The 8,106-nt window shown below is 67.4% G+C and carries 7 protein-coding genes and 3 pseudogenes; 1 reads left to right on the forward strand and 9 read right to left on the reverse strand.

Translation table 11 applies throughout. The features are described from left to right. Positions 1-175 precede the first annotated feature (175 nt). From ACWCP0_RS41610 to ACWCP0_RS41620, 3 genes and pseudogenes are all read right to left on the reverse strand, one after another. Positions 176-817 carry a DedA family protein gene (locus ACWCP0_RS41610; protein WP_451083906.1) on the reverse strand — a complete coding sequence of 214 codons (642 nt, stop codon included), beginning with the start codon at positions 815-817 and terminating at the stop codon, positions 176-178. A 3-nt stretch (positions 818-820) separates the two neighbouring features. Further along, positions 821-1,789 carry a phosphatase PAP2 family protein gene (locus ACWCP0_RS41615; protein WP_451083912.1) on the reverse strand — a complete coding sequence of 323 codons (969 nt, stop codon included), beginning with the start codon at positions 1,787-1,789 and terminating at the stop codon, positions 821-823. After that, positions 1,778-2,098, reverse strand: a pseudogene (locus tag ACWCP0_RS41620) (NADPH:quinone reductase); the annotation flags it as partial. The pseudogene ACWCP0_RS41620 and the gene ACWCP0_RS41615, both read right to left, overlap by 12 nt. A 119-nt stretch (positions 2,099-2,217) precedes the next feature. Here ACWCP0_RS41620 and ACWCP0_RS41625 point away from each other — a divergent pair. Then, positions 2,218-2,319 (forward strand): annotated as a pseudogene (locus ACWCP0_RS41625) (helix-turn-helix domain-containing protein); the annotation flags it as partial. Between the two features lie 42 nt (positions 2,320-2,361). On the opposite strand, the pseudogene ACWCP0_RS41630 reads toward ACWCP0_RS41625, so the two are convergent. The 6 genes and pseudogenes from ACWCP0_RS41630 to ACWCP0_RS41655 form a co-directional block, all read right to left on the reverse strand. Beyond that, a pseudogene (locus ACWCP0_RS41630) lies at positions 2,362-2,622 on the reverse strand (alcohol dehydrogenase catalytic domain-containing protein); the annotation flags it as partial. Positions 2,623-2,904: 282 nt separating this feature from the next. Continuing rightward, complete coding sequence (locus ACWCP0_RS41635; protein ID WP_451083907.1) at positions 2,905-4,380, reverse strand: aldehyde dehydrogenase family protein; 1,476 nt, start codon at positions 4,378-4,380, stop codon at positions 2,905-2,907. 51 nt (positions 4,381-4,431) lie between these two features. After that, positions 4,432-4,650: an SDR family oxidoreductase gene (locus tag ACWCP0_RS41640; protein WP_451083908.1), complete on the reverse strand. Its 219-nt coding sequence runs from the start codon at positions 4,648-4,650 to the stop codon at positions 4,432-4,434. A 318-nt stretch (positions 4,651-4,968) separates the two neighbouring features. Next, entirely contained in the window at positions 4,969-6,060 is a 1,092-nt protein-coding gene (locus ACWCP0_RS41645; RefSeq protein ID WP_451083909.1) for a zinc-binding dehydrogenase, read from the reverse strand. Positions 6,061-6,062: 2 nt separating this feature from the next. Further along, positions 6,063-6,224, reverse strand: coding sequence for a hypothetical protein (locus ACWCP0_RS41650; RefSeq protein ID WP_451083910.1), 162 nt, complete (start codon positions 6,222-6,224; stop codon positions 6,063-6,065). 394 nt (positions 6,225-6,618) lie between these two features. Then, a complete protein-coding gene (locus ACWCP0_RS41655) occupies positions 6,619-7,701 on the reverse strand; it encodes an alpha/beta hydrolase (protein ID WP_451083911.1) in 1,083 nt (360 codons plus the stop codon). Between the last annotated feature and the right edge of the window lie 405 nt (positions 7,702-8,106).

An 8,106-nucleotide genomic window follows, 5' to 3' on the forward strand; every position in this document is an offset into this window, starting at 1 on the left:
GACCCCAAGCCGTTCATCTGGACCAAGAGCGCCGAGGAAATCCTCGAATCCCTCGCCCGCTTCTGCCGACGGATCTCCGGCGCAGGACACTAGCTAGGACATGGTGGTCTGGCTCTGTAGCCCCTGCTCAGCCACATGATCCGTACCGGGAACGCACCGTACGCCGGGTGAGGCGTCAGTGTCGGCCTCGACGTTGGTGTCCCACTGGGGACTGGGCTCGGCGATGTCGCATCCGACAGACGAGGATCAAAGCCAGGGCGGCGGTGGCGGCGGTGGCGGCGAGCGCCCCGGTGATCCCGGCCGTGCGAAGCAGTCGTTCGGCGGAGGCACCGAGGAAGTATCCGGCGAGCACGATCCCTGTTCCCCAGATGACCGAGGCCGTGGAGCTATAGAGGAAGAACCGGTGGAAGGGCATGCCTACGGCTCCAGCGGCGAATGGCAGGAAGGACCGTACGAAGCTGATGAATCGGCCAGTGAAGACGGCGGGGCCGCCACGACGCAGCAGGAAGTCGCGGGCGTGGTCGATACGGCCTCCGGGCCGGATCCGGCGGCGCAGCCGCTGGGCACTGGGCCGGTGCTCGTACCAGTGGCCGATGGCGTAGCCGAGGCTGTCACCGGCGATGCCGCCGCCGACTACGGCGGCGGTGAGCAGGGCCGGGTCGAGGTCGCCGCGGCCTGCCAGGGCCGCGGCGAGCAGGATGAGGGTTTCGGCGGGAAGGAGCAGGCCGATGAAGGCGCTGGTCTCAACGGCGGTGATGATGAACACCAGGGCGTACGTCCACAAGCCGGCAGCCTCGACGAGGTCGGCGGAGATCACGGGTCAGCCCGCCGGTCGCAGCGGCGCCGGCTGAGATTCGGGGGGTGGCGATGACTCGGGCCGCAACCGATGAACGGTGGCTGGCCCAGCCGGCGAGCTCTGGTCGTTGTCTGGGCGGGGAAGTCGGCTTGTGCACCGGCAGGCTGCGGAAGCGGCGGCGCTCGCGGACGTGACGGGCCGCAGGTGCCGGGTCCGAGCCGCAGTTGTATTGGGGGATGCCGGGCTCGTCTTCCTGGTCGGCAGGCGCCCGGCGGCATGCCAGCTCACGGTTGCGAGGACCGCACCCTCGATCACGTTGAGCATGTAGTGGTCGACGGTCAACACGACCGCAGCGTTCATGGACAGCGTGAGGGTCACCACCGTGACACGGGCCCAGACTTTGCGCGCGGCTGCGAGCAGCGCGAGCATGCTCAACAGGCTCCAAGCCACGCGGAAGCCCGGCGTCGCAGTGTACTGATGGACGAAAGCGGTGGGCTGCAGGACGTGGTAGGTGTCAGAACGCAGGGTCGTGTCGGTCACACCGAGTCCGGCCAGCCGGAGTGGAGGGACCGGGAAGGCTGCAAAGAGGACCAAGCCGATCGCGCTGGACAGCAGCATCGCCGCGGCGATCTGTATGTAGACCTGGTGGTGGGAAAGTAGCCACAACATGGTCAGGGCGATGACCGGCCAGTGGCCGAAGACGTAGATCCAGTTGAGCACCTGTGCGATGGCGTGATTGTCGGTGAGTGGATTGTGCAAGGTGCCCTCCCAGTCGAGATGCGACCGTCCGGCCGATGGCGGGTCCCGCAATTCGCAACGCGACGTTCGGGGCGCCTTTGGTGAGTCTTCGTATGCCGAAGCAGGTGAACGCGGCTGTGACGACGGCCGTCTGCAGGACCAGTTGTCGTGCTGTCGTGCCCGGGGCGAGGGTGCAGGGCACGAGCAGTGCCGGAGCGTGCTGCGCGCGGCGGGCGGCTGCGATGGATGATCCACGCCGGGGGACGCCAGAGCGTCGAGCTGATCGGTCCGGCGGGTCGTGGCCAGGACGGTTGCCCCCATCTCCTTGGCAACGGCAGCGGCCGCCAGGCCCACGGATGAGGTGCCGCCGATGATGAGCAGTGTCTGTCCCGGTTGGAGGGCGAGGCCGACCGTAAGTGGGCCGTAAGCGGTCTGGAGCATCTCGGGGAGAGCTCCCAACGATTCCCAGGGCAGGTCTGTGGAGATGGGAATCAGCTGCTGTACGGGGACTACGGTGTACTCGGCGTAGCCGCCGTCGAACACGTGCCTCATTCCTCCCGTCATCGGAAACTCCTTGCGTGAAAACCACGGCCTTCAGGCCGGGGAGGAAGCGCATCCTCGGCCCGGAGCAGCGACGCGGCGGAGCTCGCTGCGTTGTTGGTGGCGGCCGGTAGGTTGATGTAATGCTTCTGCGGTACTCGTTCCGGATCGAGCCGACGCCGGGTCAGCGTGCTGCGCTGGCCCGTATGTTCGGCTGCGCCCGGGTGGTCTACAACGATGCGCTCGGACGTCCGTAAGGCGGCGTGCGCGGAGGATGTCAATGCGACGACCTGTTGACCGGGCCGGAAGCGTGCGGGTGCGGAGTCAACAACGCCGAGGGCCTCGATACCGGGGACGCGGGGGAGGGTGACGCCTTCGGACAGCCCGAGGCGCAGATACAGCTCGGAGCGGTTGAGGCCGAACGCCTCGCCCCGGACCCGGACCCACCCGTCGTCAGGCTCAGGCATGGGCAACTCGTGAAGGTGCAGGTGCAGCGACGCAGGGGGGCCGGCACGGTCGAGCTGGACGGCGCGCATGGTGGTACTCATCCGCAATCCTCCGGTGGATCGTGTCGTCCTCGTCCGGCATGCGTGCCTGGATGTTCGGAGACACAGTGGGTCATGTAGCCGATGGGCCGCCCTGCGACGTGGCCGCCGGGCACAGATGAGGCCGGACGGCGGTTCTGGCCGGGTGCTCGTTCGTGACCACCATGACCTTGGCCGCGCCTGCCGCTCGGGAACTCGGCGTTGTCACGCGGACAGTCCTCTGGGATCGGCTTCGTCGGCTGGGGGACGTGTCCGTCCCTTGGCCGACGAAGCCGGTCGACTGTCTTATATGGCGTTGACGACTGCCTTGAGGTGCGTGAAGCCGTAGATGGCCTCAGGCCCCATGTCGTATCCCACACCTGACTGCTTGGTCCCGCCCACGCTCACGGACGAGTCGACGACCATGAAGGTGTTGATCCAGACGACGCCGGCGTCGAGATCTTCGGCCATCCGGGCGGCCGTGCTGCTGTTCGACGTCCAGACCCCGGCGGACAGGCCGTACTCGCTGTCGTTGGCTGCCGCGATGACTTCTTCTGTCGTATCGAAGGGCAGGATCACCACAATGGGGCCGAAGATCTCTTCCCGTACGATGCGAAGGCTGGGGTCGTCAGCGGTGAAGACTGCAGGAGTGATGAAGTACCCGGGCCGGGTCACCTCACCTCCGGTGATCAACGTAGCGCCCTCTTTGCGGCCGATCTCGACGTAGCTGCTGACGTGCTGGAGCTGGCGTTCGGAGACAAGCGGGCCAAGCTCGGCGTCCGGGTCGAAGCCGTTTCCGAGCGTGAGAGACTTCGCGGCGTGAGTCATGCCCTCAACGACCTGGTCGAAGACGGGCCGCTGCACGTACAGCCGCGACGCAGCCGTGCAGACCTGCCCGGAGTTGGCGAAGGCGGCCCTGGCCGCCGAGGGAATGGCTGTGTCCAGGTCAGCGTCGGCGAAGATGATGCCCGGGTTCTTGCCGCCGAGTTCCAGGGTCACCTTCTTCATGTTGCCGCCCGCGGCAGCCAGTACGTGGCGGCCCACCTCGGTCGAGCCGGTGAAGGAGATCTTGTCCACATTCGGATGCGCGGCGAGGGCCGAGCCCGCCACACGGCCTGGGCCCGTGACGATGTTGACCGCGCCGCCGGGCAGGCCCGCCTCGGCGATGAGCTCCCCCAGCCGCAGGGCGCTGAGCGAGGTCAGCTCGGCGGGCTTGAGGATGATGGAGTTGCCGGCCGCCAGTGCCGGGGCCATTTTGTAGGACGCCTCGTTGAGCGGGAAGTTCCAGGGAACGATGAGTCCGACGACACCCAAGGGCTTGCGCAACGAGTACCGCTGGAACCGAGCCCCTGGGATGGCTGCGGAGATCTCCCCGGTCGTTCCCTCGATCTTGTCGGCCCAGCCGGCGTAGTAATGCCAGTGTCCAGCGGCACTGGCCACCTCCAGCCGGGCGAGCGACAGCGGTTTCCCCGTATCGAGCGCCTCCAACTCGGCGATTTCGTCGGCGTGCTCAAGGATGAGGTCACCGACGCGCCACAGCAACTTGCCGCGATCGGCGGGGGTGGTCGCCCCCCATTCGCCGTCGAACGCCCGCCGAGCCGCCGCGACCGCGCGGTCCACGTCCTCGACTCCGCCCGCCGCGAAGGTGGCCAGGACCTGCTCATCGGCCGGATTGATGGAGTCGCGTGTCGTGCGGGCGGCGGCGTCGACCCATTCGCCGCCGATGAGTAGCTGCTTCGTGCCTTGGAGGAACGCCTGGGTGCGGGCGCTTGGGGTCTTCATAATCAGGGTCTCCGGAAATTGTTGCGTCGCGTAGCGTTGCGTTGTGGTGAGCTACTTGGTGAGGTTGCCCGCGTCCACACGGAACTCGACGCCGGTGACGTAACGGGCCTTGCGCGAGGCGAGCCAGGCCGCGGCCTCGGCGATGTCGCTGGGCCGAGCCCAGGGGACGCCGCGCAATTGGAGCCGGCCGGCCGCCGGCCGCATGTCTTCTAGCGTGGGCGCCGGCAGATCGGGGCAGAGGAGCTTGTGCAGTTCACGTTCGCGGATCACCTGTGTCCACCGCGCAGGGCACGATGGCGTTGGCGTGTAGGCCCAAGGGGCCAAGTGCCATGATGAGTGATCTTACTCAGGCCAGTGGCGCCGTGCTTGGCCGTGGAGTGGTGGTCGAACCGGGGTATTCCCACAGGCCGGCCACTGAGCTGATCAGGACGGTGATGACGTAGCTGATCCCACCCACGCTCAGGGCGCTCCCAGACCGGCTCTCGTTCCGCACCCCGTCAGATGGGCCCGTGGTGGCGGATCGGCAGCGGTTCACGGGGCGGGTCTCGCTGATGGATGTCTGGTGTGACGCGCCGGGGGGTGTGTGGGTCAGGACAGGTCGGTGATGACCACGCGGGTTGTGGAGGAGTCCTTGAGTGCTTCGTAGCCCTCGTTGATCTCGTGCAGCGAGATCTCCTTGGACACCAGGTCGTCGAGGTTTATGCGTCCCTGAAGGTAGAGGGAGGCGTAGAGCGGGATGTCGCGCTTGAGGTTCGAGGAGCCCATGAAGACGCCTTCGACACGATTCTGGTTGTTCAGCAGGGTGGACGTGTCGATTTCCAGGCCGGCGTCCTTGCCGCCTATGCCGATGAGGTACAGGCCTCCGCCCTTGGCCAGCATCTGCAAGGCCTGGCGGGTGACGGGGCGGATGCCGACGAAGTCGAAGACGTAGTCGGCGCCATGCCCCGTGATCCTCTTGACTTCGGCCACCGGGTCGGTCGTGGTCGAGTTGATGGTGTGGGTGGCGCCGAACGCCTGGGCACGCTCCAGTTTGGCGTCGTGCACGTCGATGACGATGATCGTGGCGGCGCCTGCGATCACCGCGCCGCTCACGGCGTTCATGCCCACGCCGCCGGCTCCGATGATGACGACGCTCTCGCCGGTCTGTACGTTGGCGGTGTTCAGCACGGCGCCCGCGCCGGTCAGCACACCGCATCCGAGGAGGGCGGCCTGCGCGAAGGGAATCTCGTCGGGCACGACGGCGAGTTGGTACTCGTGGACCAGGGCCTGCTGGGCGAAACCGCCGAGGCCGGCCATCTGGTCGATCGGCTTGCCGTCCATGGTGAGTCGTGGAGCCTCGCCCTCGGCCCGCAGTGTCGTCTCCGGGTGGAGGCAGCGATGGGTCTTGCCGGAGAGGCAGTTGTCGCACTGGCCGCAGAACTGGAGGCAGCTTCCCACCACGTGGTCACCGACGTGGATGTCGGTGACGTCGGGGCCCACCGCGCTGACGACGCCGGCCAGTTCGTGGCCCAGCACGCTGGGGAACTGGAAGCCTAGATCGAAGGTTGCGACACTGAGGTCCGAGTGGCACAGTCCGGATGCCTTCACGTCGATCAGGACTTCGCGCCCCAGCGGTGCGGCGATGTCGACCTCGCGGACAGTGAAGCCTCTGCCGAGCCCATCGACTATGGATGCCTTCATGATTATTCGCTTCTTTCCTTGGTTTCCTTGGTTTCCTTGACGCCTGGCGCGTTGATCAGCCACTGCCGCAGGACGCCGAATACTGCCCTGACGTAGAGCTGCGGGTCGCGCGGGGCCGGTAACTCCAGCCATGCCTCGATGGCACCGATCAGGCCCTGGCCCACGAACCGGGAGTACGTAGTGACGGACAGCCGGTCCCGCGGGAGGTCGACAGGGATGTTCTCCGGGCGACGCCAGCACGGCGGCCGGCGTGCTCTCGAAGTAGCTGCTCAACAGCTGACGCAGTGCCGGGCTGTGTCCGTCGACGAGACCGTTGGTGTAGACGCTTCCGAAGCACCTGCCTCGATCCACCGCGCGATAGTCGGTCTGTGGGCGACGAAATCGAAGCTGACCGGCGCGAGGAACGGTGCGGGTACGGCCGCCGAGGCGGCATCCTGGCTCGCCCAGCGGGGGCGGTGTCCCGGTCGGCGCCCCCGTAGCGGAGGCGGCGCCCCCCGAGGGGGCGCCGTTCCCGGTCTTCTCGCGGTCTGCGGCCGGGGGCCGAGACCGCCCGGTGGATCAGGGGCGGTCGTGCAGGTCGTCGTAGAGGAACTCGTTGACCTGCTTGACGGCGGCCTTGGCGGCGTTGGTGTCGGCTACGGCGTCGAGCATGGCGAAGTCGTGGATGGCGCCCTGGTAGCGGACGGTGGTGATGTCGTTGCCGGCGGCCCGGAGCTTGGCGGCGTAGGCCTCGCCCTCGTCGCGCAGCACGTCTCCCTCGTCGGTGATGAGCAGCGCCTTGGGCAGCCCCTTGAGCTGGTTCAGGCCGGCCCGCAGCGGAGATGCGAGGATGTTCTTGCGGTCCTTCTCGTTCGGGGCGTAGTTGTCCCAGAACCACTGCATGGCCTTGCGCGTGAGCCAGGGACCGTTGGCAAAGGTGCGGTACGAGTCGGTGTTGAAGTCGGCATTGGTGACGGGGTACATGAGCACCTGCCCGTCAAGCTCCGGGCCGCCCCGCTGCTTGGCCATGAGAGTGACGGCAGCGGCCATGTTGCCGCCGACGCTGTCGCCGGCGATGGCGAGCCGGGAGCCGTCGACGTTGATCTCACTGCCGTGCTCGGCCACCCACTTGGTGGCAGCGTAGGCCTGCTCTATCGCGATGGGGAAGCGGGCTTCAGGCGAGCGGGTGTAGTTGACGAAGATCACCGCGGCGTGGGCTCCGTCGGCGATCTGGCGCACCAGCCGGTCGTGGGTGTTCTCGTCCCCCAGGACCCAGCCGCCCCCGTGGGTGTAGACGACAGCAGGGAGCTTGCCGGTGTCCCCCTTGGGGCGGACGATGCGGATGTCCACCGTTCCCGTGGGTCCCACCTTCAGGGTGCGGTGGCTGATGTCGGCCGGCAGCTTGTCGATCGGGCCGGCCTGGGCGGTCTCCAGGGCCTTGCGGGCGTCGGCGGGGGACAGGGTGTAGATGGGTGGGCTCTTGGCCGCGGCGTCGGCGAACTCCTTGGCGTCGTGCTCCAGGACCAGCGGCCACTTCGGAGTGGGCTCGGACTGGGTGGGAGCGGCCAGTGCGCTGGTGGCGGCGAACGCCCCCAGGGCGAGGGGAAGAACGGCGGCAACGGCGGTCTTGTGGCTGATGCCGCGTTTGGGGATCGAAAACATGGAACGTTCTCCTGGTGAATCGAATGGCTCGGTGCGTCGATGACACCGCGATGTGCTGAGAGGGGTGACAGCAACTGTCTTCGAGATTCGGCAGCCCCGTGGGCCGCCGGTACACCTCGCCCCTTTTCGGGTCTGATCACTCGGCCGCGATCTCAGCCCTTTGGCGCTGTGCAGGCATTACCGTGGGAAGTCGAGGCCTGAGATAATCGGTGAACTCCGTAAGTAAGCGCTCCCACACCTCTGCGAGGGGGCGCTCGAGCTCCTGCGCCTCCTGCACCATGGCTTCACGCAGGGCGACTGGGCCACCGCACTACGGCGAAGGCCCGGAACCCGGCGGGTGCCACCGTGTACGGCAAGGCCGACCTGATCGGGCGTGACCTTGCCGCGGCGGGAGACCAGGAACTC

The organism is Streptomyces sp. NPDC001970 (assembly GCF_053594115.1).